This window comes from Amycolatopsis sp. NPDC045836, from assembly GCF_056431745.1.
Window position 1 is genome coordinate 31,270 of record NZ_JBWKKF010000008.1, and the last position, 23,753, is coordinate 55,022.

26 protein-coding genes and 2 pseudogenes are annotated in these 23,753 nt (G+C 72.4%); 13 read left to right on the forward strand and 15 right to left on the reverse strand.

All coding sequences use genetic code 11. From position 1 onward, the window contains the following. Positions 1-59: 59 nt before the first annotated feature. From AC07EG_RS16610 to AC07EG_RS16625, 4 genes are all read left to right on the forward strand, one after another. Complete coding sequence (locus AC07EG_RS16610) at positions 60-944, forward strand: ABC transporter ATP-binding protein (RefSeq protein WP_478253974.1); 885 nt, start codon at positions 60-62, stop codon at positions 942-944. Positions 945-970: 26 nt separating this feature from the next. Further along, positions 971-1,690 (forward strand): ABC transporter permease, encoded by a 720-nt coding sequence (locus AC07EG_RS16615; protein ID WP_478253975.1) that lies wholly within the window; start codon positions 971-973, stop codon positions 1,688-1,690. 96 nt (positions 1,691-1,786) lie between these two features. Next, the gene (locus AC07EG_RS16620; protein WP_478253976.1) at positions 1,787-2,392 is read left to right on the forward strand and encodes a VOC family protein; all 606 of its coding nucleotides are present in this window, start codon (positions 1,787-1,789) and stop codon (positions 2,390-2,392) included. Between the two features lie 259 nt (positions 2,393-2,651). Further along, positions 2,652-2,843, forward strand: coding sequence for a hypothetical protein (locus tag AC07EG_RS16625; protein ID WP_478253977.1), 192 nt, complete (start codon positions 2,652-2,654; stop codon positions 2,841-2,843). Here the strand turns inward: AC07EG_RS16625 and AC07EG_RS16630 are convergent. After that, positions 2,826-3,464, reverse strand: coding sequence for an HD domain-containing protein (locus AC07EG_RS16630; protein ID WP_478253978.1), 639 nt, complete (start codon positions 3,462-3,464; stop codon positions 2,826-2,828). The genes AC07EG_RS16625 and AC07EG_RS16630 overlap by 18 nt on opposite strands. A 70-nt stretch (positions 3,465-3,534) precedes the next feature. Here AC07EG_RS16630 and AC07EG_RS16635 point away from each other — a divergent pair, with 70 nt between their 5' ends. Next, the gene (locus AC07EG_RS16635; protein WP_478253979.1) at positions 3,535-4,473 is read left to right on the forward strand and encodes a GlxA family transcriptional regulator; all 939 of its coding nucleotides are present in this window, start codon (positions 3,535-3,537) and stop codon (positions 4,471-4,473) included. Positions 4,474-4,856: 383 nt separating this feature from the next. Here AC07EG_RS16635 and AC07EG_RS16640 read toward each other — a convergent pair whose 3' ends face one another. The 3 genes from AC07EG_RS16640 to AC07EG_RS16650 are packed head-to-tail and all read right to left on the reverse strand — an operon-like array spanning position 4,857 to position 7,217. Further along, positions 4,857-6,113, reverse strand: coding sequence for an RNA polymerase sigma factor (locus AC07EG_RS16640; RefSeq protein ID WP_478253980.1), 1,257 nt, complete (start codon positions 6,111-6,113; stop codon positions 4,857-4,859). A gap of 1 nt (position 6,114) precedes the next feature. After that, positions 6,115-6,483, reverse strand: a complete 369-nt coding sequence (locus AC07EG_RS16645; protein WP_478253981.1) for a YciI family protein — start codon at positions 6,481-6,483, stop codon at positions 6,115-6,117. 50 nt (positions 6,484-6,533) lie between these two features. Next, positions 6,534-7,217, reverse strand: a complete 684-nt coding sequence (locus AC07EG_RS16650) for a DUF998 domain-containing protein (protein ID WP_478253982.1) — start codon at positions 7,215-7,217, stop codon at positions 6,534-6,536. 193 nt (positions 7,218-7,410) lie between these two features. Between AC07EG_RS16650 and AC07EG_RS16655 the strand changes: the two genes are divergently transcribed. Beyond that, positions 7,411-8,796 (forward strand): glycoside hydrolase family 30 protein, encoded by a 1,386-nt coding sequence (locus AC07EG_RS16655; protein WP_478253983.1) that lies wholly within the window; start codon positions 7,411-7,413, stop codon positions 8,794-8,796. Positions 8,797-8,802: 6 nt separating this feature from the next. Here AC07EG_RS16655 and AC07EG_RS16660 read toward each other — a convergent pair whose 3' ends face one another. Continuing rightward, complete coding sequence (locus tag AC07EG_RS16660; protein ID WP_478253984.1) at positions 8,803-9,528, reverse strand: NBR1-Ig-like domain-containing protein; 726 nt, start codon at positions 9,526-9,528, stop codon at positions 8,803-8,805. 272 nt (positions 9,529-9,800) lie between these two features. On the opposite strand from AC07EG_RS16660, the gene AC07EG_RS16665 reads away from it, so the two are divergent. Next, positions 9,801-10,625: a peptidoglycan-binding domain-containing protein gene (locus AC07EG_RS16665; protein WP_478253985.1), complete on the forward strand. Its 825-nt coding sequence runs from the start codon at positions 9,801-9,803 to the stop codon at positions 10,623-10,625. Positions 10,626-10,839: 214 nt separating this feature from the next. Here AC07EG_RS16665 and AC07EG_RS16670 read toward each other — a convergent pair whose 3' ends face one another. Further along, positions 10,840-11,754 (reverse strand): helix-turn-helix domain-containing protein, encoded by a 915-nt coding sequence (locus AC07EG_RS16670; protein WP_478253986.1) that lies wholly within the window; start codon positions 11,752-11,754, stop codon positions 10,840-10,842. A 71-nt stretch (positions 11,755-11,825) separates the two neighbouring features. Between AC07EG_RS16670 and AC07EG_RS16675 the strand changes: the two genes are divergently transcribed. Then, on the forward strand, positions 11,826-12,824 hold the full coding sequence (locus AC07EG_RS16675) for a saccharopine dehydrogenase family protein (protein WP_478253987.1): 999 nt from the start codon (positions 11,826-11,828) through the stop codon (positions 12,822-12,824). Here the strand turns inward: AC07EG_RS16675 and AC07EG_RS16680 are convergent. Continuing rightward, positions 12,805-13,686 (reverse strand): LysR family transcriptional regulator, encoded by an 882-nt coding sequence (locus tag AC07EG_RS16680; RefSeq protein WP_478253988.1) that lies wholly within the window; start codon positions 13,684-13,686, stop codon positions 12,805-12,807. The genes AC07EG_RS16675 and AC07EG_RS16680 overlap by 20 nt on opposite strands. 88 nt (positions 13,687-13,774) lie before the next feature. On the opposite strand from AC07EG_RS16680, the gene AC07EG_RS16685 reads away from it, so the two are divergent. After that, positions 13,775-14,938 carry an MFS transporter gene (locus AC07EG_RS16685; RefSeq protein ID WP_478253989.1) on the forward strand — a complete coding sequence of 388 codons (1,164 nt, stop codon included), beginning with the start codon at positions 13,775-13,777 and terminating at the stop codon, positions 14,936-14,938. A 341-nt stretch (positions 14,939-15,279) separates the two neighbouring features. Next, a pseudogene (locus AC07EG_RS16690) lies at positions 15,280-15,513 on the forward strand (IS110 family transposase); the annotation flags it as partial. Between the two features lie 305 nt (positions 15,514-15,818). Here AC07EG_RS16690 and AC07EG_RS16695 read toward each other — a convergent pair. The 7 genes from AC07EG_RS16695 to AC07EG_RS16725 all read right to left on the reverse strand — a co-directional run bounded on the left by AC07EG_RS16695 (position 15,819) and on the right by AC07EG_RS16725 (position 21,640). After that, positions 15,819-16,316: an SRPBCC family protein gene (locus AC07EG_RS16695; protein WP_478253990.1), complete on the reverse strand. Its 498-nt coding sequence runs from the start codon at positions 16,314-16,316 to the stop codon at positions 15,819-15,821. A gap of 178 nt (positions 16,317-16,494) precedes the next feature. After that, positions 16,495-17,076 (reverse strand): GNAT family N-acetyltransferase, encoded by a 582-nt coding sequence (locus tag AC07EG_RS16700; RefSeq protein ID WP_478253991.1) that lies wholly within the window; start codon positions 17,074-17,076, stop codon positions 16,495-16,497. Further along, positions 17,076-18,455, reverse strand: a complete 1,380-nt coding sequence (locus AC07EG_RS16705; protein ID WP_478253992.1) for a sensor histidine kinase — start codon at positions 18,453-18,455, stop codon at positions 17,076-17,078. Before AC07EG_RS16705 ends, AC07EG_RS16700 begins: the two co-directional genes overlap by 1 nt. Continuing rightward, positions 18,452-19,138 (reverse strand): response regulator transcription factor, encoded by a 687-nt coding sequence (locus AC07EG_RS16710; protein ID WP_478253993.1) that lies wholly within the window; start codon positions 19,136-19,138, stop codon positions 18,452-18,454. The genes AC07EG_RS16705 and AC07EG_RS16710 overlap by 4 nt, the downstream gene beginning before the upstream one ends. After that, positions 19,135-19,986, reverse strand: a complete 852-nt coding sequence (locus AC07EG_RS16715) for a hypothetical protein (RefSeq protein WP_478253994.1) — start codon at positions 19,984-19,986, stop codon at positions 19,135-19,137. The genes AC07EG_RS16710 and AC07EG_RS16715 overlap by 4 nt, the downstream gene beginning before the upstream one ends. Beyond that, positions 19,983-20,732 carry an ABC transporter permease gene (locus AC07EG_RS16720; protein ID WP_478253995.1) on the reverse strand — a complete coding sequence of 250 codons (750 nt, stop codon included), beginning with the start codon at positions 20,730-20,732 and terminating at the stop codon, positions 19,983-19,985. Before AC07EG_RS16720 ends, AC07EG_RS16715 begins: the two co-directional genes overlap by 4 nt. Next, the gene (locus AC07EG_RS16725; protein ID WP_478253996.1) at positions 20,729-21,640 is read right to left on the reverse strand and encodes an ATP-binding cassette domain-containing protein; all 912 of its coding nucleotides are present in this window, start codon (positions 21,638-21,640) and stop codon (positions 20,729-20,731) included. Before AC07EG_RS16725 ends, AC07EG_RS16720 begins: the two co-directional genes overlap by 4 nt. 95 nt (positions 21,641-21,735) lie before the next feature. Between AC07EG_RS16725 and AC07EG_RS16730 the strand changes: the two genes are divergently transcribed. Genes AC07EG_RS16730 through AC07EG_RS16740 form a run of 3 tightly spaced genes read left to right on the forward strand, consistent with a single transcriptional unit; the run spans position 21,736 to position 23,361 of the window. Continuing rightward, a complete protein-coding gene (locus AC07EG_RS16730; RefSeq protein WP_478253997.1) occupies positions 21,736-22,158 on the forward strand; it encodes a hypothetical protein in 423 nt (140 codons plus the stop codon). Next, positions 22,142-22,240: an ATP-grasp domain-containing protein gene (locus AC07EG_RS16735; RefSeq protein ID WP_478253998.1), complete on the forward strand. Its 99-nt coding sequence runs from the start codon at positions 22,142-22,144 to the stop codon at positions 22,238-22,240. The genes AC07EG_RS16730 and AC07EG_RS16735 overlap by 17 nt, the downstream gene beginning before the upstream one ends. 8 nt (positions 22,241-22,248) lie before the next feature. After that, a complete protein-coding gene (locus tag AC07EG_RS16740) occupies positions 22,249-23,361 on the forward strand; it encodes an SMI1/KNR4 family protein (RefSeq protein WP_478253999.1) in 1,113 nt (370 codons plus the stop codon). A 68-nt stretch (positions 23,362-23,429) separates the two neighbouring features. On the opposite strand, the pseudogene AC07EG_RS16745 reads toward AC07EG_RS16740, so the two are convergent. Next, positions 23,430-23,546, reverse strand: a pseudogene (locus AC07EG_RS16745) (hypothetical protein); the annotation flags it as partial. Positions 23,547-23,753 lie beyond the last annotated feature (207 nt).

Consider the following 23,753-nt stretch of genomic DNA (forward strand, 5'->3'; position numbering starts at 1 on the left):
GGTGGATCGGTGACGCCGGTGCACTACGCGCGGCGGGCGGAAACGGCTGGAATCCCGGTATGCCCTCGACACCAGTCATCGACGTTGACCGCCTGAACCTCACCTACGGCGACTTCCACGCCGTGAAGGACCTGTCCTTCCACGTGTGGGAGGGGGAGTTCTACGCCCTGCTCGGCACGAACGGCGCGGGCAAGACCTCCACCCTGGAGACCATCGAAGGCCACCGCACCGCCACCTCCGGCACCGTGCGGGTGTTCGGCCAGAGCCCCCGCGACCGGCGAGCCGTCCGGCCGAGGATGGGCATCATGCTGCAGGAGAGCGGTTTCTCCCCGGACCTGACGGTGCGGGAGTCGGTTCACCTGATCGGGGGGCTCACCCAGCGCGAGGACCGGGTCGACCGGGTGCTCGGCGTCGTCGACCTCACCCGCAAGGCGGGCACCAAGGTCTCCCAGCTCTCCGGCGGGGAGAAGCGGCGGCTGGACTTCGCCACCGCGGTGTACGGCGCCCCGGAGCTGATCTTCCTGGACGAGCCGACCACCGGCCTGGACATCCAGTCCCGCGACGACCTGTGGTCCGCGGTGGACCGGTTGCGTGAGGACGGTGCCACCATCGTGCTCACCACGCACTACCTCGAAGAGGCCCAGCAGCACGCCGACCGCGTCGGGCTGATGCACCGGGGGACCTTCCACCGGGAGGGCACGGTCTCCGAGCTGACGCGGACCCTGCCGTCGGTCATCCGGTTCTCGCTCCCGGACCACGTGCAGACGTTGCCGTTGCAGGCCAAGCGCGAGAGCGACGGCCGGTTCCTGGTCGAGACCTTCAGCCTGCCCAAGGACCTCTACACCCTGCTCGGCTGGGCCGCCGACCACGCGGTGGACCTGCAGGACCTGGAAGCCGGGCCGACCGGGCTCGACGACGTCTTCCGCGCCATCGGCAGCGAATAACCACTTCGGACCAGAGGAACCCCACCATGTTCTCCATCGCGCGCAGCGAACTCATCCAGATCTTCCGCAACCGGCTGGTGCTGGTGACCAGCCTGGTCATGCCGGTGGCGGTCAGCGCCTTCTTCATCTACCAGCACGAAACCTTCGCCCAGCTGGGCAGCCTGGGCTACATCGCCGCGGTGATCGTGTTCACCGTCTCGGCCTTCGGGCTCTACGCCACCACGGTGACCACGCTGGCCTCCCGCAGGCAGAACCTGTTCCTCAAGCGCCTGCGGTCCACCGCGGCCGGTGACGCCGGCATCCTCGCCGGGCTGCTGCTGCCGGTCACCGCGATCACGCTGGTCCAGGTGGTGGCGATCCTGACCGTGCTGGCCGTGGTCACCGGTGCCCCGGACAACCCGGCGCTCCTGGTCGTCGCGGTGCTCGCCACGGTGGCGATGATGCTCGGCTTCGGGCTGGCCACCGCCGGGCTGACGAACTCGCCCGAGCACGCCCAGGTCACCACGCTGCCGCTCAGCCTCGGCACCATCGCCGTGGCCACCTGGGTCGGCATCAGCGGCACCGAGGAGCTGACCCTGCTCAAGCGGCTGCTGCCCGGCGGCTCCGCCACCCAGCTGGCGGTCAACGCCTGGAACGGCGGGGTGGCGGTGACCGATTCGCTGGTCCTGCTGGCGCCCACGCTGGCCTGGGTGGTCATCGCCGTCACGCTGGCTTCGCGGATGTTCCGCTGGGAACCGCGTCGTTGAGCCGGTCGAGCGCTACTTCGAGCACTGGCGTCGCACCGTGGAGACCGGTCAGGAATCGAGAAGTGCCGGCCGGGGCCGCGGAACTAGCGTGGCCGCATGACGAACATCGCCTCGATCACCCTGGACGTGCCCGACCCCGAAGCCGCGGAAGCCTTCTACCGCAAGGCTTTCGACCTGGACGGGCAGCTCCGCCTGCGAGCGTCGGCAGCACCGTCCACCGGGTTCCGCGGATTCACCCTGACGCTCACGGTGGCCCAGCCCGGTGACGTCGACAGCCTCGTCGACTCGGCGGTGGCGGCCGGTGCCACGGTGGTGAAGCCCGCCACCAAGTCGCTGTGGGGCTACGGCGGGGTGGTCCGGGCGCCGGACGGGACGATCTGGCAGATCGCCACTTCGGCCAAGAAGGACACCGGCCCGGTGACCCGGGAGTTCGCCGAAATCGTGCTGCTGCTCGGAGTGGACGACGTCGCCGCGAGCAAGCGGTTCTACGTCGACCACGGCCTGGCGGTGGGGAAGAGCTTCGGCCGCAAGTACGTGGAGTTCACCACGTCGGGACCGGTCAAGCTCGCGCTGTACCGGCGTGCCGCGCTCGCCAAGGTCGCCGGGGTCGAACCCGAAGGCAGTGGCTCGCACCGGATCGCCATCGGCGGGGACAACGGTTCCTTCACCGACCCGGACGGCTTCGCCTGGGAAGCCGCGTGAGCGCACCACCGCGCGAGGCCGCGCAGAGGCTGCGCGACACCCGCGCGAAGCTGGCGGGCGAAGTCGACTGCTGGGTCGCCACCGCCGGGCCCGCGGGCCCCCACCTCGTCCCGCTTTCGTACACCTGGGACGGCACCGCGTTCCTCATCGCGACGCCACGGGCTTCGGTCACCAGCCGGAACCGCTGGCGGACAACCGGGTCCGGCTCAGCCTCGGCCCGACCCGGGATGTCGTCATCGTCGACGGCATCGCCGAGCCGGTGGAGGCCGGCCCCCGGACCGGTGACGCGTTCGCGGCGCGAACCGGCTTCGACCCGCGTGAGCTCACCACGCCCCACCAGTACTTCTCGATCCGGCCGCGGCGGATCCAGGCGTGGCGGGAGGAGAACGAACTCCAGGGCCGCGACCTCATGCGCGCCGGTCGCTGGGCGGATTCACCGGCACCAGCGTGACTCCGCTTCCGTGCGTTCCAGCAGGGAGGTGTGCGGCGGCACCGAGCGCTCGCGGACCAGTTCGGCGACGAGGCTGTAGGGCGGTGCCTTCTCCGGGCGGCTGCGCACCTGTGCGGTGATTTCGTCGGCCAGCGTGCGCGCCATGTCCAGGCGCGGGTATGCGGTGTGGATGGCGACGGCGTCCGGCTCGCCGACGAACTCGGCGCCGACGCCGAAGTCCATGCCGGTGCCGCCCCTGGTGAGCGCGCAGATCGGGCCGCGCCGGTCGGCGATGCCCGTCGAGGTGTGCAGTGCGATCGCCTCCCACACGGTGTCCACCTCGGCGGCGGCCAGGCCGCGCCCGGTGAGGAATTCGGCGGCCAGGTCGGCACCGTCCACTTCGAACCGCTGGTGCCGGTTGCCCGCTTCGGTCAGCCCGAGGTCGTGCAGCACGCAGGCGAAGAAGAGCAGCCGGGGGTCGTAGTCGGCGACCGGGCGGAGGCCGCGGTGCCCGGCCAGCAGGCGGGCGAACAGGTAGGCGCGCACGCTGTGGTTCGCCGTGCTCACGCTTTCCGTGCGCTGCACCAGGTCGAGCGCGGCGAGCGCGTCGGCGTCGGCAGGGAGGTCGATCACTGAGGTCATGAGCCCATCATTCCGTTGCGCGACACGAAAAGTGGATGGCAGGAACGCCAACCTTGGCTACGATCCTGCCATGGAACCCCATCGCGTCGCGGTGCTCGCGCTGCCCTCGGTGATCCCGCTCGACCTGGCCATCCCGGCCGACGTGTTCACCGGGCACCACGGATTGCCGTACCGGGTGACGCTGTGCGGGGTGAGAGCCGGGCCGGTGGCCACCACCGCCGGGTTCGCCGTGCAGGCCACCGCGGGCCTCGGGGCGGTGGCGCGCGCGGACACCATCGTGGTCCCCGGGTTCGTGCCGCACCACCGCCAGCCACCGCCCGGGGTGGCCGAGGCGCTGGCCAGGGCCCACGCCAGGGGCAAGCGGGTGGTGTCCATCTGCACCGGGGCGTTCGCGCTGGCCGCGGCCGGCCTGCTCGACGGGCGCGCCGCCACCACCCACTGGAGCGCCGCGGCCGAACTGGCCGAGCGGTACCCGTCGGTGCGGGTGGAGCCGGACGTGCTCTACGTGGACGAGGGCACCGTGCTCACCTCGGCGGGGGTGGCCGCCGGGATCGACCTGTGCGTGCACATCGTCCGGCGCGACCTCGGCGCCCGCGTGGCGGACGCGGTCGCCAGGCACCTGGTCGCCGCACCCCACCGCGCGGGCGGGCAGGCGCAGTTCGCCCGCCGCGTGCCCGCCGCCGAGCCGACCGCGCTGGCGGAGACCCTGGCGTGGGCCGGGGAACGGCTGCACGAACCGCTCACCGTGGCGGACCTGGCCGCGCACGCGCACCTCTCCCCGCGCACGCTCGCCCGCCGGTTCGCCGAGGAGACCGGGACCTCACCGCTGCGCTGGCTGCTCGACGCCCGGATCGAGCTGGCCAGGCGGCTGCTGGAACGCGGTGAGCTCAGCGTCGCGCAGATCGCGCGGACCAGCGGGTTCGGCACCGGGCCGAACCTGCGCAAGCACTTCCGCCGCCAGGTGGGCACCACGCCGACCGCCTACCGGCAGTCCTTCACCTTGGCCTGACCCGGCGAGTCACGGCGACGTGGAGGCGAGTGGGGGCCACCCCGCCGTGTTCTGGCTGTGGATCGGGGTGGGGCGGGGGAGTGTGGGTGGTTGGGGTGGGTGCCCCCGGCTGCCGGTTTGTGCCCCCGATTTCCGTGGTGATTCTTCGTGGTGGCCCAGCGGGGTGGATGGCTGCCAGGTCGGTGATCAGTACCGATTCGGTTCCAGTCCTTTTGGCCTGGCCCCGGCGAGTTCGGCCGGGACCGGGCCGGGGTGCACGAGGCCGAGCCGCCGGGTGGCGCGGGTCATCGCGACGTAGAGGTCGAGCCTGCCGGAGCAGAGCCCGTCCTCGATCGATTCGAGGCGGGCCAGTTCCCGTCGCCAGACGGTTCTTCACGGTCGCTTCAGCCGGTCCCGTCGGCGGCCGCGGCTCGTCGCTCGAACAGCAGCGATTCGGCGTCGTTCCGGGTGAGGGCGGTGGCCAGGGCGTAGGCGGCCCTGGCTTCCTCGTGGCGTCCGGCCATGGCGAGCAGTTCGGCTTCCACGGCGTGTCGTTGCGGGTAGGCGGCCAGGGTTCCGGGGGTGAGGGTGGCGAGCACCGCGAGACCGGCCTGCGGCCCGTCGGCGTGGCCGTGCGCCATGGCGCGGTTGAGGGTGACGACCGGATTGGGCTGCATCCGCTCGAGCACGTCGTACAGCGAGGCGATCCGCACCCAGTCCGTTTCCGCCGCGGTGGGGGCGATGGCGTGGCAGCCGGCGATGGCCGCCTGCACCACGTACGGGCCCGCGGACCCGAGCCGGTGGGCGCGGTTCAGCGCGTCCAGCCCCCGCCGGATCAGCAACCGGTCCCAGCGGCCGCGGTCCTGGTCCGGCAGCAGCACCGGCCGTCCGCCGGCGTCGTGCCGCGCGGGTGCGCGGGCCTGGGTCAGTTCGAGCAGCGCCAGCAATCCCTGCGCCTCGGCGACTTCGGGCACCAGCGTCGCCGTGCGGCGGGCGAGGCGGAGGGCGTCGTTGCTCAGTTCGGGCCGCATCCAGTTCGCCCCAGAGGTGGCGCGGTAGCCCTCGTTGAAGATCAGGTAGATGACCTCCAGCACGGAGGCCAGCCGCGCGAGCAGGTCGTCCTGCCCCGGCAGGTCCAGCCGGATCCCCTTGTCCCGCAGGGTTTTCTTGGCCCGGGAGATGCGCTGGCCGATGACCGGGTCCTCGACCAGGAAGGCACTGGCGATTTCGTGCGTGCTCAGCCCGGCGAGGCAGCGCAGGGTCAGCGCGATGCGGTACTCGCGCTTGAGTTCGGGGTGGCAGGCGGCGAAGAGCAGGCGGAGTTCGTCGTCGCCGATCGGGTCGTCGACGGCCTCGTCGAGCGGCGCCTCCGGGGTCGAGCGGGTGGGGTCCTGCCCGAGCGTCTCGACGGCCCGCTGGTGCGTGGTGTCGCGGCGGAAGTGGTCCACCGCGCGGTTCTTGGCCACGGTCATCAGCCAGCCTCCTGGGTTCGGCGGGGTACCGGCCGACGGCCACTTCTCCAGTGCCGCGACCAGTGCGTCCTGGGCGAGGTCCTCGGCGAGACCGAGGTCGCCGGTGTACCGGGCGAGCGCCGCGATCAGCCTGGCGGATTCGATCCGCCAGATCGCCTCGACGGCGCCCCGCCCGGTTTCCGTCGGCACCTCAGGCCCCCGGCACGTCTTCGGGCCCGAACACCTTCAGCACCCTGGCCTCGCCCTCCCAGCCGGGCCAGTGCTCGGCGTGCAGCGCGAGGAAGCGCCGTGCCCACTCCACCGCTTCCTCCTTGGTGCGGGTGTCGTAGACGGCGTAGCTGATCATTTCCTTCGACTCGGCGAAGGGACCGTCGACGGTGGTCAGCCCGTTGCCGTCGAGGGTGACCTTCGCCCCGGCGGCGCTCGGGGCGAGACCGGCGTTGTCGATCATCGCACCGGCCTGCACGGCTTCCTGGCCGAGCTTCATGATCCCGGCCATCAGTTCGTCCGGCGGCGGGGTGTCGGGCTGCTCGGCTTCGAGGACGACGAGGTAGCGCATGGTTTTCTCCTGATCTTCCGAATGGATCTTCCGGACGGCGCGAAGGCTACTCAGCCGTCGGTGTCGGGCAGCTGCCGGTAGCGGTGCACCGCGAGCGCGGTGACCAGGCCGAACACCGCCACGACGGCGGCCGCGAAGGCGAGGACACCGAGCACCCCGGACGCCATGCCGGCGAAGCCGGCGAGGAACAGCGGGGCGACGACGCGGGTGGCCATGGCGAGCCCGGCGAAGCCTTCGAGCGAGAGGCGGCGGGCGAGCACCAGCAACCCGGCGGCCAGGCACAGGAAGCCGACGCCACCGGCGGCGAGGTGGACCAGCCCGCTGGTGCTCACGGATTCGGGGGCACCGGCCGGGAACCCGGCCGCGGCGTCGGCGGGGCACACCCCGGCGACGACCATGCTGGCGCCGAACACGCCGAGCAAGGCGGGCGCCCACCTGGCCGCCGGGCCGGTGGCCAGCGCCCGCCGCAGGCCCGCCGCGAACGCGAGCACCATCAGCCCGGTGACCACGAAATTCGTCACCTGCACCCAGCCGCCGTGCCCGAGCGCGAGCTGGCTCCACGCGTGCCGGGTCAGGTCGAAGCCGTCGCGGAGCGCGGCCTGGACCAGCGAGGCGGTCACGTACAGCGGCCCGGCGAGCACGCCGTACCCGAGCAGCGACTTGGTGATGCGGTCGCCGGTCAGCTCCGCGGCCGTCGACCTGGTGCCGACGCGGGTCGGGATGGTGGTGGTCATGGGGTGCTCCCTGGTGGCGGGGGCCGGTCGGTCCGGCCCGTCGCCCACTCCACGAACACCCGCCCCGGATTTTGCAGTGCCGCCCGGGATTTTTCGAATTTTTTCAAAAGTGCAGGTCAGAAAGGATATTGACGGTTCCGTGGTCAGCCGGTACTACTTGTGGGAGCGCTCCCAGGTCGCCGAGGAGGCAGCCATGGCCCGGTTCGCCCGCGTGTTCGCCGCCGTCCTGGTGGGGCTGACCCTGACCGCCGCGCCCGCCGCCGCGCGAGGGGTCAGCGGCACCGTCGAGTTCCGGAAGGACCTCCAGCGGCTCGACGGCTTCGGCATCTCCCAGGCGTTCCAGCGGGCGGCGCTGATCCGCGACCTGCCACCGCGGCAGCAGCGTGAGGTGCTCGATCTGCTGTTCAGCCGCACCGGGGGCGCGGGGCTCAGCATCCTGCGGCTCGGCATCGGCTCGTCCGACAGCACCGAGTACGACAAGATGCGCTCCATCCAGCCGGTCGACCCCGGTGGGCCGGACGCGCCGCCGAAGTACGTCTGGGACGGCGACGACAGCGGGCAGGTGTGGCTGGCCAAGGAGGCCGAGGCGTACGGGGTGGAGCGCTTCTACGCCGACGCCTGGAGCGCACCCGGGTACATGAAGGACAACGGCAGCGAGAACAACGGCGGGGTGCTCTGCGGTCTCTCCGGCACCAGCTGCGGCGACTGGCGGCAGGCGTACGCCGAGTACCTGGTCCAGTACGCGCGCTTCTACGCCGAGGAGGGCATCCGGATCACCGACCTCGGGTTCACCAACGAACCCGACCTGTCCACCTCGTACGCGTCCATGCGGTTCACCCCGGCGCAGGCGGCCGAGTTCACCGGGGTGCTCGGCCCGGTCGCCAGGAACTCCGGGCTGGGGCTGCGGCTCGCCTGCTGCGACGCCGCCGGGTGGGCCGAGCAGCGGGAGTACACCGAGGCGATCGAGGCGGATCCGGTGGCACGCGAGGAGATCACCACGCACACCGGCCACCCGTACCGGAACCCGGTGACCGGCCCGCTGCCGACCACCCGGCACACGTGGATGTCGGAGTGGTCGCCGAACGGCACCACCTGGAACGAGGCGTGGGACGACGGCAGCGGTTACGACGGCTTCACCGTGGCGCAGAACGTCCACGACACGCTGACCACCGGCGGGGCCAACGGGTACGTGTTCTGGTTCGGGGCCTCCCTCGGCACCACCCGGGGTCTGATCCAGCTCGACGGCGACAGCTACCACGTGTCGAAACGGCTGTGGGCGCTCGCCGCGTACAGCCGGTTCATCCGCCCGGACGCCCACCGCGTCCCGGCGCGGACCTCGGCGCCGGACCTGCGGATCTCGGCCTACCGCAATCCGGACGGCAGCCGGGTGGTCGAGGTGCTCAACGCCGGGACGTCGGCCATCCAGGCGGACCTCACCGTGGACAGCGTGGGGCACCCCACCGCCTACGTCACCGACAGCAGCCGCTCATCGGCGGAAACCGACGCCGCCGAGCTGATGGGCCGCCGGTTGACCGTGCAGGCCGCGCCGCGGGCACTGACCACGATCGTGCTCCACTGAGGCGTTTCAGGGGCGGACCAGCACGGAGAAGAAGATCGGCTGGCGGGACGGGAGCAGTTCCCGGTCGGCCTCGTCGACCATCTTCCAGTAGACGCGGCAGTCGACCGGGGCGGTCGGTGGTGCGCTCACCGTGACGGTGATCTGCACGTGCTGCTGCGGTGCGGTGTCGTTGATCGGGATGCGGTCCGGGGTGCGGCAGTCGTTCGCCTCCAGCGGCAGGTCGGTCCGCTTCAGGAACCGCTTCTGCCACGCCACCGTGCCGGTGTTCTGGATCTCCCACACCTTCACGAACTGCGTGCCGGGTTTGACCACGGTGTCGTCGGGAATGGTCACGTCGGCGACGAACCGGCTCGAATCACCGGGATAGGGCGGCCCGGCGGGCTGCTCCTGCGGCAGCAGCACGACAACCACGACTGTGACCACCGCGGCCACCACGGCCAGCGCCGCGGCGAGCGGGACCAGCACCCGTTTCGACCGCCACCGGGCAGTGGGCTCGGCTTCGGCCGGGGTGGTTTCGGACAGGGCCAGCCGGGTGGCCTGCCACTTGCCGTGCCATTCGTCCTCGTCCCCGCCGCAGGCGCGGACGAACTCGCGCACGGTCTCCCACGGCTGCAACCGGCGGCCGGTCACGGTCAGGTGCAGGGTGGCGTGGGACACCGCGCCGGACTTCGCCGCCATCCGCCGGAACGAGGGCTCACCGGCCCGCGTCCGCAGCTCCCGCAGCTCCGCCATGAACGACTCGAGCGCCGCTGGCCGCTCTCCCGCTCGCAGTCTCGGCTCGCTCACCGTCAATCAGACACCCGTTCCGCCACGCTGTGCGATCGCGCCGACTATACCGCGATCCAGCGCGCTGATCAGCGGACAGTGCGGGGTCGACGGTTGTCAGACGCTGTCAACCTGCGGGTTCCTGACGTCAGGTGTTCCGTCACCCGGGTTCCGGACGGGCCGCGGACCGGCCAGTGTCGGTGGTGTTCGCCCCAGCAGCATCGAGAAGAGGAGGACTCATGCGCAAGAGGACGATCGCCGCGCTGCTCGCCGCCGTTCCGGTGGCCGCGCTCACCGGCACGGTGGTGGCGGGCCCGGTGGCGGTGGCCGCACCCACGGTGAACATGGAGGCCGTGATCAAGGCGGCCATGTGGGACCCGTACAAGCCGGACCAGTCGATCACCCCGGGCTCCGGCGACAGCGTCAAGGTCGTCGAGCAGGCGCTGGCGGCGAAGGACCTGCTGGACGCCAAGCAGGTCGACGGGCACTTCGGCACCACGACGGTGACCGCGTACCAGAAGTTCCAGAAGTCGCTGGGGCACAGCGGGCTGGCCGCCAGCGGCCTGCCGGGCAAGGGCTCGCTGGCCGAACTCGGCAAGGGCCGCTACACGCTGACCGCGCAGTTCGGGCCGGGCGCGAAGACCACGGTGGACGGCAAGACGGTCAACCAGCGCACCGCCGACATGATCAAGGCGGCCGAGCAGCGGGCCGGCGTCGACTTCACCATCACCCAGGGCTCCTACAACGCCGGTGGGGTGGGTGCCTCGGGCGGCACGCACGACGGCGGCGGGGCCGTGGACATCTCCGTGCGGAACATCTCGGACAAGACCGCCGCGGTGAAGGCGCTGCGGGAGGTCGGCTTCGCCGCGTGGCACCGCACCCCCAGCCAGGGTGACTGGGTGGAGCACATCCACGGCATCGCGATCAGCGACACGGACATGTCGCCGCAGGCGCAGGCCCAGGCCGGGGACTACTACCTGGGGCGCAACGGCCTGGCCAACCACGCCAAGGACGACGGACCGCAGGTCAAGAAGGTGACCTGGGAGGAGTTCGAGCGCGGGTGACCCACTGGGGGTAGGGGCGGGCGACCCGGCCGGGCCGGGGGTCGCCCGCCCCTGCTTTGTCTTCGGGGGTCGCCGCGCCAGGCCGCTGCCCGGGTGACGTGCCGCCGGGCTGCTCCGGTGGCACCTGCGGTGGGCCGGGCGCGAGGCGGTGTGCCGTGGCCGGTGGCGGCGTGGCACCAGCGTGTCGCCGCAGCCAGGGGCACCAGCGCGAACCTCAGTTGCGGAAGGTGCGCCGGTAGGCGTCCGGTGGCACGCCGACGGTCCGGTTGAAGTGCCGCCGCAGGGTGGCGGCGGTGCCCATGCCGACGGCCGCCGCGATGGTGTCGATGCTGTCGCCGGTGGTTTCCAGCAGTTCCTGCGCGCGGCGGATGCGCTGGGTGTGCAGCCACTGCAGCGGGGTGGTGCCGGTGGCGGCCCGGAAGTGGCGGCCGAGGTGCCTGCTGCTCAGGTTCGCCCGCCGCGCCAGGTCCTCGACGGTCAGCGGCTGGTCCAGCCGCTCGGCCGCCCAGGGCAGCAGCCCGGTCAGCGGGTGGTCGTCCTCCGCGGGCACCGGCGCGGGCACGAACTGGGCCTGGCCACCGGCCCGGTGCGGCGGCACGACCAGGCGGCGCGCGGCGGTGTTCGCCACCGCGGAACCGTGGTCCAGGCGGATCAGGTGCAGGCACAGGTCGATCGCGGCGGCCTTGCCCGCCGAGGTGAGCACGCTGCCGTTGTCCACGTACAGCACGTCCGGATCCACCTCCACCAGCGGGTACCGCTCGGCCAGCACGCCGGTGTGCGCCCAGTGCGTGGTCGCGCGCCGCCCGTCCAGCAGACCGGCGGCGGCCAGCACGAACGCACCGGTGCACAGCGACGCGACCCGCGCCCCCGCTTCGTGGGCGGCGCGCACGGCGTCGACCAGCTCGGCGGGCGGGGCCTCGTCGACGTCGGCCCAGGCCGGGACGAGCACGGTGCCGGCGCGGCTCAGGTGGTCGAGGCCGGTGTCCGGCTCCAGCTGGAACCGCCCGGCCCGCACCGGGCCCGAGCCGCAGATCGCCACGTCGTACCGGTCGGGGGTGAAGATCTCGTACGCCACCGCCAGCTCGAAGTGCAACATGCCGTCGGTGGCGGCCATGGCCAGGGTGCGCATGTCCGAAAGTGTACGGATCACGTCGTTCCGGACACTGGTGCCGGGTGGCCGCCACGACCACGATGTCCTTCGTGGATGACAAGAAGGCAGTGGTGGTCTACGGGGCCTACGGGCACACCGGCCGGTTCGTGGTGGCGGAACTCCGGGCACGCGGGTACACCCCGGTGCTCTCCGGGCGCAACGAGGGGAAACTGCGGGAACTGGGCACGGCGGTCCGGCCCGCCTCGGTCGACGACGCCGGTGCGCTCGACCGCGCGCTCGCCGGGGCGGCAGCCGTGATCAACACCGCCGGGCCGTTCGCGGTGACCGCCGCCCCGCTGATCGAGGCGGCCCAGCGCGCGGGCATCCCGTACGTGGACGTCGCCGCCGAGATCGAAGCCAACGCCGACACGTTCACGCACTTCGCCGACCGGGCGCGGACGCCGGTGGTGCCCGCGATGGCCTTCTACGGCGGCCTCGGCGACCTCCTGGTCACCACCGCGATGGGCGACTGGACCTCGGCCGACGAGGTGCACGTCGCGTACGGCCTGAGCAGCTGGCACCCCACGGCCGGAACGCGGCTCGCCGGTGAGGTGTCGCAGCAGCGGCGCAACGGGCAGCGCGTCCGCTTCACCAAGGGCGCGCTGGAGTACCACGACGACGCCCTGCCGACCGTGGACTGGCCGTTCCCCGAACCGATGGGCACGCGGCCGGTGCTCGGCGAGTTCACCATGGCCGACGTGGTCACCGTGCCCAGCCACCTGGCCGTGCCCGAGGTGCGCACGTACATGGCGGTGGAAGCGGCACAGGACCTTTCGGCGGGTTCGGCTCCGGCGGCCGTCGACGAGCACGGCCGGTCCGCGCAGACGTTCCTGGTCGACGTCCTCGTGCGGGCCGGTGGTGAAGAACGCCGGATCGCCGCGAGCGGACAGGACATCTACGCGATCAGCGCGCCGCTCGCCGTCGAAGCGGTCGAACGCCTCCTCACCGGCCGGACCCGCGCGACCGGGGTCGCCTCCGCCGGGCGGATGTTCGACGCCCCGGACTTCCTGCGGGCGCTGGCCACGCACGTCAAGCTCGAGCGCCGGTGAGCGCCTCGGCGAACGCGTGGATCGTGGCGGTGGCGTGGTCGCGGTGCCAGACCAGGCCGAGGCTGGAGTCGGGCAGGCCGGTGACCGGCAGGTAGACCAGCGCGTCACGCCGGTGGTGCTCGGCGGTGGGCTGGCACAGCAGCAGCGCACCCCGGCCGGCCGCGGCCAGCGCCAGCCCCTCCTGCAGCGTGCTCACCAGCGGACCGGGTGGCACGGGCTGCCCGCCCGGGGTGCGGGCGGGTGCCTGGAACGCACGCCAGTACGCCGGCGCGGGTTCCTTGATGCCGATCAGGGTGCAGCCGGCCAGTTCCTCGGCGGTCACCGACGGGCGGGCCGCGAGGGGGTGGCGGGCCGACACCGCAAGCGTTTGCTGCTGCCGCGAGAACACCGGGCCGAGGACCAGTTCGGGTTCGTCCACCGGCAGCAGCACCACCGCGGCGTCCACCTCGCCGCGGTACAGCGGCCCGAACGGATCGGCGAGCGGGATCTCCACCACTTCGGTGGCGCAACCGGGCCAGCGGTCGCCGAACCGGCCGATCGCGGTCATCAGCTCGTCGTTCGCGCTGCCCTGGAAACCCAGGCGCAGCAGGCCCCGCACGCCTCTGGCGGCGTCGGTCGTGTCGGCCACGGCCGCGCGCAACTCCTCGTAGGCGGGCCGGACCCTGGCCAGGAACTGCTCGCCCAGCGGGGTCAGCCGCACCCGGCGGCTGGTGCGTTCCACCAGGCGGGCACCGATCCGGCTCTCCAGTGCCCGCAACAGCTGGCTGACGCGGCTCTGCGAGAGGTACAGCCGCTCACCGGTGCGCCCGAAGTGCAGTTCCTCGGCCAGCACCAGGAAGCACTCCAGTTCCCGGACCTCCATCGACACCTCCTGATCGATGAGCCAGCCTAATCGGTCGATGACGGATCGATCGTTGTTCGGTGCCACGGCCGCCGGTTGGCTGAACCGCATGGCACAACCCACGGACACCGCCCGCCCGCTGCGGGGCTGGTTCGGCGTCGCGGCCACGGCTGCCGCGACCTTCACCGTCGTCACCTCGGAAATGCTGCCGGTCGGTCTGCTCACGCCGATCGGCGCGGCGCTGGGCGTCAGCGAAGGCGTGGCCGGGCTGACGCTGACCATCACCGGCCTGGTCGCGGCCGTCTCGGCACCACTGCTCACCCCGCGCCTGGGGCGGCTGGACCGGCGGACCGCACTGGTCGCGCTGGTGCTGGTGCTGGCGGTGGGCAACCTGCTGTCGGCCTGGTCGCCGGGGTTCGGGGTGCTGGTGGCGGGCCGGGTCCTGGTCGGCGTCGGCATGGGCGGGGTGTGGTCGATCGCGGCGGGCCTGGGCGCACGGCTGGTGCCCGGCAGGCCGTCGGCCACTTCGCTGGTCTTCAGCGGGATCGCGGTGGCCTCGGTGCTGGGTGTGCCGCTGGGCACCTACCTGGGCGACCTGGCGGGCTGGCGGGCGGCTTTTGCCGGGGCGGGCGTGCTGGCGGTGGTGGTGGCCGTCGCTCTCGCGGTGCTGTTGCCGGGGTTGCCCGCCGAGGCGGGCCTGCGGCTGGGCGGGGTGCTGCGACTGGCGTTCAGCCCGCGGGTGGGTACCGGCCTGGTGCTGGTGGCGTTGCTGGTGACCGGGCACTTCGCCGCCTACACCTATGTGCGCCCGGTGCTGGAGGAGGTTTCCGGGGTGAGCAGCGCGCTGCTCGGCACCCTGCTGCTGGGGTACGGGGTGGCCGGGGTGGCCGGGAACTTCGCGGCCGGGTGGGCGGTGGCGCGTTCCCCGCGGGGGACGCTGCTGGTGATCGCCCTCGTGCTGGCGGCAGCGGTGCTGCTGATCCCGTTGGCAGGCGGTGGTTTGCTCACGCTGCTGGTCTGGGGACTCGCGTACGGCGGGGTTTCGGTGAGCACGCAGACCTGGTTGCTGGCTTCGGTGCCGCAGGCGAGGGAAGCGGGCTCGGCTCTGTTCGTCGGGGTGTTCAACGCCGCCATCGCCGCGGGCGCGCTGTTGGGCGGCCGGGCCGCCGACGGCTGGGGCGTCACTTCGGTGATGTGGCTGGGGAGCGCACTGGCTCTCGGCGCGGCGGTGGTCGCTTTGCTGGGCCGGGCCCCGGAATCCGGCAGGTTGTGAGCACGGTTCGGCTCGGCGCGTTGCCGCTCCAGCGCGGGTTGGCTTGTTGTGACGCTTGGCTGGCCGGAAACCCGGCGGAAGCCGCTGAACGACTATCCCCGGCAGCGGGGGACCGCCTCCACCGAAGCGTTGTCACCAGCCGAGGACCGGCGTGCCCGGGGACGGCCCGATCGAGGAGCTGTGGTCGCCAAGTTCGGCATGCCTGGTGCCCCAGTCGAGTCCATGATCCGGGGGGTGGTGTCACCGGGCCTGGTGGCATCGAGGACCCTGATAGGGATGCGGCCACCCTTCGGACAGGTCTCGTCGCAAACATGAGCAGCAGTTTCGGCGTGTTCCTCGGCATCAGGGGTGAACATCCGGCCCGCACCGGCAACCGCCAGCTCAAACGCGCGTTCTTCCTCGCCGCCTTCGCCGCCCTGTCCGACCCGGCCAGCCGCGCCTACTACGACCGCAAACGCACCGAGGGCAAACACAACGCCGCCCTCATCCGCCTGGCCCGCCGCCGCTGCGACGTCCTCTACGCCCTGCTCCGCAACCGCACCCACTACCGACACCCGAACCCCGCCGCGGCTTGACAACCAAATAGGAACGCCCCCACCACCTCGGGGGCGGCCCCTGCAACCAGCCTACTCGGACTCAGCTCGGAAAAGAGCGGGTCGGCTGCGCCTGTGGGCGACTCGCACCTCTGTGGACAAACTGCTTCCGAGGTCCGGCAGGTGTGGTACAACCCGCACGACGGGGACGCCTGGTGGTCTCCGCGATGGGACCTTTCCGGTGGCCTCAAGCTGACTGCTCGCTCGGGGGCGGACTCCGGCGAAAGCGGTTCGTGAGCGGCGCAGGCACCTCAAGCCGCAGACCGGGGAGGAGCGGCTCGCCGTCGTCAGTTCGCGTTGTCGAAGTGGGCTTTCAACCGCTTCAGCGTGGTGCCGATGTTGGTGCTGTTGGTTTCCGCGCGATCCGGCTGCCCGGTGATGAGGATGGCGAACGGCACGAACCAGCGCGGTACGCGCAGCCAGTTCGTCACGGTGAGCCTGCTGCCGCTGCCGTCGGGCACGATGTCGTACTCCCACCGCGAAATCGGCACGAAGAACGGCGTGCGCACCCGGTAGGCGAACCGGCGGCCGGGCTCGGCCTCGACGATCTCGGCGTGGGTGACCCACCGGCGCAGGCCGTTGCGGTTGCTGCCGGAGAACCAGTTCCCGACGGCGGCCTCGCTGGCTCCGCGGATCCAGCGGGCCTTGTAGAACTCCTCGGCGAAATCCGCCATCGCCACCGGGTCGCTGACCAGCCGGTACACCTCGTCCGGCGAGGCACCGACCGTGGTTTCACCGACGGCGAGCGGTTCGGTGTAGGTCAGTTTGTCCCTCGGGTTCACCATCGGATCGCACCTCCCAGTAGACCTGCAAGCCCACCAGTGCGGCGCGGAACCGTCAAGGTGACGGATTCACCCGCCGGACCGGTTTTCCGCATCCGGCCACGCGGTGCCGCGAAACCCGCGGCACACCCGAAAACGCTTCCGTGAATGCGCAATCGAGAAGAACGGCGTCGGCGGCGGGTCAGGGCAGCCGGGTCATCGCCCACGTCTTCGGGCCGCCCCTCGGCAGGTCGACCTCGGCGACCACTTCGAAGCCGAGGGTGCGGTAGTACTCGACGTTGCGCTCGGTCGAGGTTTCCAGGAACGCGGGCACCCCGGCCGCTGCCGCGGCGTCCAAGCCGGGCTGGATGACCGCCCGCCCGAGACCGCGGCCCTGGCAGTCCGGCCGGACGCCGACGGTGCCGAGGAACCACGACGGCCCGGACGGCCGGTGCGGGGCCAGCGCCGCCTCCACCTCGGCGGCGACCTCCGCCCGGTCACCGGCGATCTCGGCGAGTTCCGGGCCCAGGTCGGCGAACACGCGCTCGATGCCCTCGGCTTCCGGGGTGGTCCAGACGGACACGGCGTCGGCGTCGTCGCTGACCCAGACCCGGCCGTGCGGCAGGCCGACGCGGGTCAGGAACAGCCGGTGCGACCGGGCCAGGCGCTCCGGGTGGTCGTCGGCGGCCACGGTGTGCCGGGTGAACGGGTAGTCGGCGAAGGCCAGGACCAGCGTGGTGACAGCGGCTTCGACGTCTTCGGTGGTGGCGGGACGAATGGGCATCACCGCCAGTCTAGGGAAATGCGGAAGGTCGCGCCTTCCCCGGGCGCGGTGGTGACGGTGACCGTGCCGCCGTGCGCGGTCACCAGCGACCACACGATCGACAGCCCCAGCCCCGCTCCGCCGCCGTGGTCGCGGGCCCGTGAGGCGTCCGCGCGGTAGAACCGGTCGAAGACCCGCGCGACCTGGTCCGGCGACAACCCGGGCCCGCGGTCGGCGAGCTCCAGAACGGACTTCCCCGCCTCGGTGCCGACCCCGATCCGCACCGCCGAACCCGGTGGGGTGTGGGCGACGGCGTTGCCGACCAGGTTGCTCACCACCTGCCGCAGCCGGGCTTCGTCGCCGAGGACCGGGGCTGGTGCGGGATCCGGCGCCGCCCCGAGCCCGGTCAGGGTGACCTCGCGAGCCGGGTCCAGCGCTCGCAGGTCGTGCAGCGCGTCGACGGCGAGCGAACGCAGGTCCATCGGCGCCCGGCGCAGGTGCAGGCCGCCTTCGTCGAGCTGGGCGAGCAGCAGCAGGTCGTCGACCAGCCCGGCGAGCCGCGTCGACTCGCGTTCGATGCGGTCCACCGTCGCGTCGATCTCGCTGCCGCCCATCCGGTAGAGCTGCGCGAAACCGCTGATGCCCGCCAGCGGGGTGCGCAGTTCGTGGCTCGCGTCCGCGACGAAGCGGCGCAGCCGCTCCTCGGACCGGGCGCGGGCCGCCACCGCCGCCTCGATCTGCGCGAGCATGCCGTTCAGCGACCGGGTCAGCCTGCCGACCTCGGTGGATTCGGCCGCGGTGAACGGCACCCGCCGCGACAGGTCACCCCCGGCGATCGCCGCCGCCGTCTCCTCGATCCGCCGCAGCGGCCGCAACCCGGCCCGCACCCAGAACCAGCCCGCCGTGGCCAGCACCACCAGCAGCCCGGCCCCGACCAGCCCGCACACCCACCGGACCCGCGCCACCGTATCGTCCACTTGGGACAGTGCACCGGCGGCCACCACGCTGCCGCCACCGCGGGCGGGCAGGGCGAGCACCCGCCAGCCCGGCACCTCGAACGGCGTCCGAGCCCGCGCCGCCACCGCCTGACTGTCCAAAGTGGGCAATTCAGGTGCGGACGGGCCGTGCAGCGCCAGCGAAGCGCGGCCCTCGGCGTCGAGGTAGGCGAGGTAGAGGTCGGCGGGCCCGGCCTGGGGCGGCCTGCTGCTCGCCAGGTTGGCGATCAGCGGCTCGGGCACCGCCGCCAGCACCCCGGCGGCCACCGACACCTGCAGGTCCACCCGCTCCACCAGCGGTTCCCGCAACGCCACCAGCACCACGGCGCTGCTGGTCACCATGCCGGTCACCAGCAGCGCCATCGCGATCAGCAGCACCCGCGCCCGGAGCGAGAGCCGCTTCACCGCGGCGCCCGCAGCACGTACCCCACCCCGCGCACGGTGTGGATGAGCTTCGGCTCGCGGTTGTCCAGTTTGCGCCGCAGGTAGCTGATGTAGGACTCGACGATGCTGGCGTCGCCGCCGAAGTCGTACCGCCAGACGTGGTGCAGGATCTGCTCGCGCGCCAGCACCCGGTCGGCGTTCTCCATCAGGAACCGCAGCAGGGTGAACTCGGTGGGGGAGAGGGCGACCGGCCGGCCCGCCCGGGTGACCAGCCGGGCCACCGGATCCAGTTCGACGTCGCCGACGCTGAGCACGTCACGCGGGGAACCGCTGGTGCGGCGCAGGATCGCGCGGATGCGGGCGATCAGCTCCTCCAGCCGGAACGGTTTGGTGACGTAGTCGTCCCCACCGGCGGTCAGCCCGGCGACCTTGTCCTCACCGGCGTCGCGGGCGGTGAGGAACAACACGGGCACGGTCCGGGCGGGGCCGGTGCCCGCCCGCAGGCGGCGCAGCACCTCGAAACCGTCGACGTCGGGCAGCATCACGTCCAGCACCACCAGATCGGGTGGCCGCCGGGCGGCGATCGCCAGCGCGTCGGCCCCGCCGGCGGTGGCGGACACCGTGAACCCGGCGAACCGGAGGCTCGCCGCGAGCAGCTCCCGCAGCGTCGGATCGTCCTCCACCACGAGCAGAGCAGCCGTCATGACCGCTGACGATGCCAGTGCCGGGCGCCCGCGACGAGCAGGCACGCCACCGAACCGGCGACGAGCCCGGCCCCGGCCGCGACGAGCGCGTTCCCGCTCACCCCGGTGCCGAGCGGGAGCGGCCCCAGCCACAGGTCCAGCCGGGCACCGCCGAGCCAGGCCATCGCCGCCCAGCACAGCGCCACCACCCAGGGCGCGTGCCATCGCGCGAACACCGCCAGCAGCACGACCACCACCACGGCGAACGGCCACGCCCAGCCCGGCTCCGGAACCGGCAGCGCCGGACCGGCGAGCTGCCACGGCACGCCCAGCCCGCTGGCCAGCACCACGCACAGCACGTTCGGCGCGGCCAGCAGCACCACGCCGAGCAGGCGCGGCCCGTCCGCGATGGCAGGCAGCGCCCCGAGCACCGTCGGCACCCCCGCCGTGCCGACCAGGACCACGGCGACGTGCCGGACCCACGGCAGCCGCCACGTCGCCACGCGCACGCCGACGACGACCGCCAGCCACAGCACCCCGCCGAGCACGCTCCGCACACCGGGGAGGAACGCCAGCACGACCAGCCCGGCGCCGAACACCGCGACCGCGCCCGCGACCCGCCACCAGTTGCTCAGCACGGCCGTCAGCAGCACCGCGCCGACCAGCGAAACCCCCAGCGGCAGCAGGGAAACCGAGCCGGACAGCAGGCTGTGGCGGAGGTCGGCGGACCCGCCCGCGGCGAGCGCCACGGCGGCGGGGGTGGCCCCGCCACCGAGCCCCAGCAGGCTCACGCCGAGCCACGCCCACGCGGCCATGCCACCCAGCGCGGTCAGCCCGGCCGCGGCACCGGCCAGTGCGTCGCGCTTCACACGTCCCTCGTGCGCAGGACGAGGTGGCCGAGGGCGCCGATCACCGCCACGGAACCGCACAGGATGGCGAGTCCGGTCAGCGGCGGCAGCGCGCCGGGCACCGGCAGCACGTTCATGATCTTCTCCCCGGCCGATGTCGGCCAGTAGCGGTCCATCCACTCACGCAGCGCGTCGGGGAACGTCTGCGCGACCAGCCGGATGAGCAGCGTGCCCGAGACGAGCACCCCGATCGCGCCCGCGGTCGACCGCAGCAGCACGCCGAGGCCGAGCCCGAGCAGTCCCACCGCCGCCAGGTAGAGCCCGCTGCCGACCACCGCCCGGAGCACCCCCGGCTGCCCGAGCGTCGCGTGCGGCACGCCGGCCGCGGCGATCAGCGCCTGCCCGGCGAAGAACGACACGAAGCCGATCACCTGGCCGAGCAGCAGCGCGGCACCCGAGAACACCCCCGCCTTCGCGGCCAGCAGCCTGCCGCGCACCGGCACCGCCACCACGCTCGACTGGATGGTGCCGGTGCCGTACTCCGAGGTGATCACCAGCACGCCGAGCACCCCGATCGCCAGCTGCGCGACGATGATGCTGGTCAGGCTGGTCGCCGTGGGGTCCCAGTCCTCGCCGGTGTACGCGCGGGCCTGCGCCGCGGACGCCAGCGCGCTGATGCCGACCCCGAGCAGCACGGTCACCGCGGCGGTCAGCCAGGTCGAGCGCAGGCTGCGGAACTTGGTCCATTCGGAGCGCAGCGCGTTCACGCGGGCACCCCGTATTCGACGGAGTCGTGGGTCAGGGCCATGAAAACGTCCTCCAGCGAGCCGCGGGCCGGGGTCAGTTCGGTCAGCGCGATGCCGTCACCGGCGGCGAGCTTGCCGATCTCGGCGGCGGTGCGGTCCAGTACGAACAGGGCGTCGTCCCGCAGCTCGAAGGTGGCGCCGGTGCGGCGGAACAGGCGTGCCAGGCGATCCGGTTCGCCGGAGCGGACGAGCACGGCTTCTTCACCGTGGGTGCGCAGGAACTCGTCGATGCCGGTGTCGGCGATGAGCCTGCCGCGGCCGAGCACGAGCAGGTGCTGCGCGGTCAGCGCCATCTCGCTCATCAGGTGGCTGGAAACCAGGATCGTGCGGCCCTCGGCGGCGAGGTCGCGCATGAGCCCGCGGATCCAGCGGATGCCCCCCGGGTCGAGGCCGTTGACCGGCTCGTCGAACATCAGCACCGGCGGGTCGCCGAGCAGCGCACCCGCGATGCCGAGCCGCTGGCTCATGCCGAGGGAGAACGTGCCCGCCCGCTTGCCGGCCACGTTCGACAGCCCGACCAGCCCGAGCACCTCGTCGACGCGCGCGCGGCCGATGCCCGCGGTCTGGGCGAGCGCGAGCAGGTGCGCGGCGGCGGTGCGGCCGGGGTGCACGGCGCGGGCGTCGAGCAGCGCGCCGACCGTGTGCAGCGGCCGGGCGAGTTCGGCGTAGCGGCGGCCGTGCACGGTGACCGTGCCCGCGGTGGGCGCGTCCAGCCCGAGCACGAGCCGCATGGTGGTGGACTTGCCCGCCCCGTTGGGGCCGAGGAAGCCGGTCACGCGGCTGGGTTCCACGGTGAAGCTGAGGTCGTCGACGGCGAGCCGGTCGCCGTAGCGCTTGGTGAGGCCACGGGCCTCGATGGTTGCGGTCATGCGCCCGAGACTCGCCGCGCCAGGTGACGGCCCGCTGGGAACGAGCCGCCCGAGCCCGGCTCATCGAGGATTTCTCCCAGGAAACTCCCAGGAACGTGCCACCATGCGACGCGTGCTGCTGCTGGTTCCCGCGGACGTGCTGCGTCCGCGCCGCCGGGCTGGACGTCGCACCGGTCGATCACGACGCGCTGGCGAAACCCGGTGGTGCAGCCGAAGCCGTGCGCCGCGTGCCACCGGACGCGCAGGCCGTCTACCGCGGCTGGATGCTGAGCAGCGATCGCTACGCCGACTTCGACTCCGCGCTGCGGCAGCGTGGGGTGGTGCTCCGGACCACGGCCGAGCAGTACCGCCGCGCCCACGAACTGCCCGGCTGGTACGACGCCCTCGCGAAGATCACCCCGCACTCGGTTTCGCCGGTGGGTCCGTGCTGCGGCGGTTCGACCAGTTCGTCTCCGCGGAAGTCCGGACCTGGACCTGCCCTTCGTCACGGCCGATTTCGCGTTGCGGGAGGACGGTGAGTGGCGCCTGGTCGAACTCGGCGACGGACAGGTCAGTGACCGGCCTCGAAGCGTTCCGGCGGAGCGGCTTCCGCTGACATAGTGGTGCGCATGGAGTGGCGACCGTGGTTGACGCGGTGGAGTGAGGAATGGCTCAGCACCGCGGAGAAGCCGGATCCGGACGTGGCCAGGGAGCGCTGGCTCGGTTTCGCACCGGCCAGTGAGCAGGCCGTGGCCGCGGTGGAACGGCGGCTGGCGCGGGAGTTGCCGCCGTCGTACCGGGAGTTCCTGCTGACCACGGACGGCTGGCGCCACGCGGGCGAGTTCGTCTGGCGCCTGCGCGACACCAGCGACGTCGACTTCCTGGCCGTGCACGAACCCTTCTGGGGAGAGGGGTGGGAATGGGCGGTCGAGGACCCGCTGGACAACTGCTTCACCCGAGGGGTGCTGATCTCCCGGGAAGCCGACGCGGGCATCCTGTTCCTCGACCCGGGTGACGTCGACGAGAACGGGGAGTGGGCGGCCTACAGCCTGTTCTCCTGGCGCGCCGCACCGCCCGAACGCTTCCCGTCGTTCACCGCGTTGATGGAGCACCTGTACGCCGGATTCCACCAGCTGCGGCACCCGGCAGGCGAAACCCGCGACCACTGGGACGCCGAGGTCGAGCGCGCCCGGCTGCTGGCCCTCGCCGGCCAGGTCGACGAAGCCGAAGCGATCCTGGCAGCGGCCGAGAAGTTCGGCCGCGAACGGGCGGTCGTCCTGCGGGCGCAACTGCTGCTCCTGCTGGACCGGCACTACGAGGCGGGCGTGCTCCTCGGCCGGTTGCTGATCCCGGACACGGCACCGCCGGGCTTCCTGCGCGATCCGCTGTTCACCGAGGAATTCCTGCCGTGGCTGTTCTTCCAGGACGCGATGCCGGGCCGCAACTCGATCCTGAAATCGGCTTCGTACGGCGTGAAACCGGAACTGCACCAAGCCATCGCCGACCACGAGTCCCGCCCGGAGCCACCGGCCTTCGGCAACCCCGAATTCGACACCCTGGTGCGTCAGGCCCTGAACGGCGATCCGGACCACCTCTGGCCCGCCGTCCGAGCCGCCCTCCCGCACTGGCGCCCCCGCACCGCCGACCACATCGCCCCGATCGGCCTGCTCGCCAACCCGGTGCTGGCCCGCACACTCACCGCGGCGCGGGGTCGCGCCCTGCTGTCCCAAGCCCGTTCGTGATCACGGACTGAGCCGGTGCAGGTCACGGGGAACAGCGTGGCGTGGCGGATGTTGTCCAGGCCGAGCAGCCGGGCGGTCCAGCGCTCCAGCCCGATGGCGAAGCCGCCGTGCGGTGGCATGCCCGCCAAGCACACTCGACGCCCGACGTGCCAGGACAATTGCGGGGCCAGCACCAGAGAACTCATCGCGCTCTGCCGCGGACAGCAGCGGCCCCGAGAGCCACCACCCCACCGAAGCCAAACAACCAAACCCGACAACAAAACCGCCCACCCCACCAAGACAGAAGAAGCCCACACAACAACGGGCCCAAACTCAAAGCCGGCAACGGAAGCCGCCCACCACCCCACCCATCCCTCCCCATCCCCGATCCCAAGCCGAAACACGACGAAGAC

What these genes read in the sequence shown, in the direction of transcription:
- AC07EG_RS16610 (WP_478253974.1), top strand. Translation starts at nt 60, where the DNA reads ATGCCCTCGACACCAGTCATCGACGTTGACCGCCTGAACCTCACCTAC.
- AC07EG_RS16615 (WP_478253975.1), top strand. Translation starts at nt 971, where the DNA reads ATGTTCTCCATCGCGCGCAGCGAACTCATCCAGATCTTCCGCAACCGG.
- AC07EG_RS16620 (WP_478253976.1), top strand. Translation starts at nt 1,787, where the DNA reads ATGACGAACATCGCCTCGATCACCCTGGACGTGCCCGACCCCGAAGCC.
- AC07EG_RS16630 (WP_478253978.1), bottom strand. Translation starts at nt 3,464, where the DNA reads ATGACCTCAGTGATCGACCTCCCTGCCGACGCCGACGCGCTCGCCGCG.
- AC07EG_RS16635 (WP_478253979.1), top strand. Translation starts at nt 3,535, where the DNA reads ATGGAACCCCATCGCGTCGCGGTGCTCGCGCTGCCCTCGGTGATCCCG.
- AC07EG_RS16645 (WP_478253981.1), bottom strand. Translation starts at nt 6,483, where the DNA reads ATGCGCTACCTCGTCGTCCTCGAAGCCGAGCAGCCCGACACCCCGCCG.
- AC07EG_RS16650 (WP_478253982.1), bottom strand. Translation starts at nt 7,217, where the DNA reads ATGACCACCACCATCCCGACCCGCGTCGGCACCAGGTCGACGGCCGCG.
- AC07EG_RS16655 (WP_478253983.1), top strand. Translation starts at nt 7,411, where the DNA reads ATGGCCCGGTTCGCCCGCGTGTTCGCCGCCGTCCTGGTGGGGCTGACC.
- AC07EG_RS16660 (WP_478253984.1), bottom strand. Translation starts at nt 9,528, where the DNA reads ATGGCGGAGCTGCGGGAGCTGCGGACGCGGGCCGGTGAGCCCTCGTTC.
- AC07EG_RS16665 (WP_478253985.1), top strand. Translation starts at nt 9,801, where the DNA reads ATGCGCAAGAGGACGATCGCCGCGCTGCTCGCCGCCGTTCCGGTGGCC.
- AC07EG_RS16670 (WP_478253986.1), bottom strand. Translation starts at nt 11,754, where the DNA reads ATGCGCACCCTGGCCATGGCCGCCACCGACGGCATGTTGCACTTCGAG.
- AC07EG_RS16680 (WP_478253988.1), bottom strand. Translation starts at nt 13,686, where the DNA reads ATGGAGGTCCGGGAACTGGAGTGCTTCCTGGTGCTGGCCGAGGAACTG.
- AC07EG_RS16685 (WP_478253989.1), top strand. Translation starts at nt 13,775, where the DNA reads ATGGCACAACCCACGGACACCGCCCGCCCGCTGCGGGGCTGGTTCGGC.
- AC07EG_RS16695 (WP_478253990.1), bottom strand. Translation starts at nt 16,316, where the DNA reads ATGGTGAACCCGAGGGACAAACTGACCTACACCGAACCGCTCGCCGTC.
- AC07EG_RS16700 (WP_478253991.1), bottom strand. Translation starts at nt 17,076, where the DNA reads ATGCCCATTCGTCCCGCCACCACCGAAGACGTCGAAGCCGCTGTCACC.
- AC07EG_RS16710 (WP_478253993.1), bottom strand. Translation starts at nt 19,138, where the DNA reads ATGACGGCTGCTCTGCTCGTGGTGGAGGACGATCCGACGCTGCGGGAG.
- AC07EG_RS16725 (WP_478253996.1), bottom strand. Translation starts at nt 21,640, where the DNA reads ATGACCGCAACCATCGAGGCCCGTGGCCTCACCAAGCGCTACGGCGAC.
- AC07EG_RS16740 (WP_478253999.1), top strand. Translation starts at nt 22,249, where the DNA reads ATGGAGTGGCGACCGTGGTTGACGCGGTGGAGTGAGGAATGGCTCAGC.